Annotated in this window: 2 protein-coding genes; both read left to right on the forward strand. The window is 55.4% G+C overall.

Annotated features, from left to right (window positions below; all coding sequences use genetic code 11):
- On the forward strand, nt 1-309 hold a 309-nt coding region (locus tag HWQ67_RS19690), incomplete at its 5' end, for a hypothetical protein (RefSeq protein ID WP_218254396.1).
- An 84-nt stretch (nt 310-393) separates the two neighbouring features.
- A complete protein-coding gene (locus HWQ67_RS19695) occupies nt 394-873 on the forward strand; it encodes a hypothetical protein (protein WP_218254397.1) in 480 nt (159 codons plus the stop codon).
- Nucleotides 874-1011: the final 138 nt, after the last annotated feature.

A 1011-nucleotide genomic window follows, 5' to 3' on the forward strand; every position in this document is an offset into this window, starting at 1 on the left:
ATAGGGTTCTGGGAGAAAAGTGCGGGTGCTCCAAGAGAAAACCAGCTTGTATGGTTGAGTGGGCTTATGGTGCATTTCCTTGATGAGGAGAAGCTGTCTGTGATGGGACGGTTTGTAAGGGGTTACTCTACTGGAGTGGGAGGTGTAGCAGTTATTGGCAGGCGTGATAATGACGCCAAGTATGTGTGGAACCTGTTCAAGCACGAGGTCAGTCATGTGATTCTCAATGGTTTCGGCATGCCTCTGGATGAGAAAGTTCACCATGAGAAGTTTGCTGTCTTGAAGCTGGAGGACCTTCCACCGCAATAGTCACCTTCCCTGCCACGAGATTTCTTCAAAAGCCCCTCTTGCTTGTATTAAAGAAGTAGAGGGAAGCCAAAAGGAGGAAATCAAATGGCAACCACGAATAGCAGTAAGCGTCGTCAGTCCTACGAAGTGCGAGTGGCCGAGTTCGTGGCCAATAACGGCCCCGAGTTCACGCTCGAAAAGATCACGTACAGCGAGGATGACATGGAGTGTGAGGCGTGTGGGAAGTCCAACATCCACACCCTTTACTGGGTCAAGTCGACCTCGACCGGCAAGGTGTTCGTGATCGGCTGTGAGTGCCAGCTCTTGGTGCTCCCGGTGGCCGAGGCTCATCTCCCGGCTTCGCAGGTCCGCAATCTGGACCTCACCAGCCTGGTCAAGCTGGCGGCCAAGTACGGGTGTGAGCTGACCTACAGCAGCAACCCCTCCGATGAGGAGATGGCTGAGCTGGCGTCTGAGGTTATCACGGCCCGTCGCCGGTTTGCCAATACCGCCGGCTGGATGAGCCGCAGGGCGAAGGTCATCACTCCGGCCCAGCTCGAGCTCCCGCTCGAAGCGACCGCCTAGTCAAGTCGGGATGGACAGGGTCCTGAGGATGGGCCCTGTCCTTCTCCGCCGATAGTATCCCTCTGAGCAGGAGGGATACATGATATCCAAGTCAGAGTCTATAGACTTCCTTGCACAGTGGAAGGTGGCGAGTGAGGC

Source organism: Candidatus Magnetobacterium casense, from assembly GCF_019173545.1.
GTDB lineage: Bacteria > Nitrospirota > Thermodesulfovibrionia > Thermodesulfovibrionales > Magnetobacteriaceae > Magnetobacterium > Magnetobacterium cryptolimnobacter.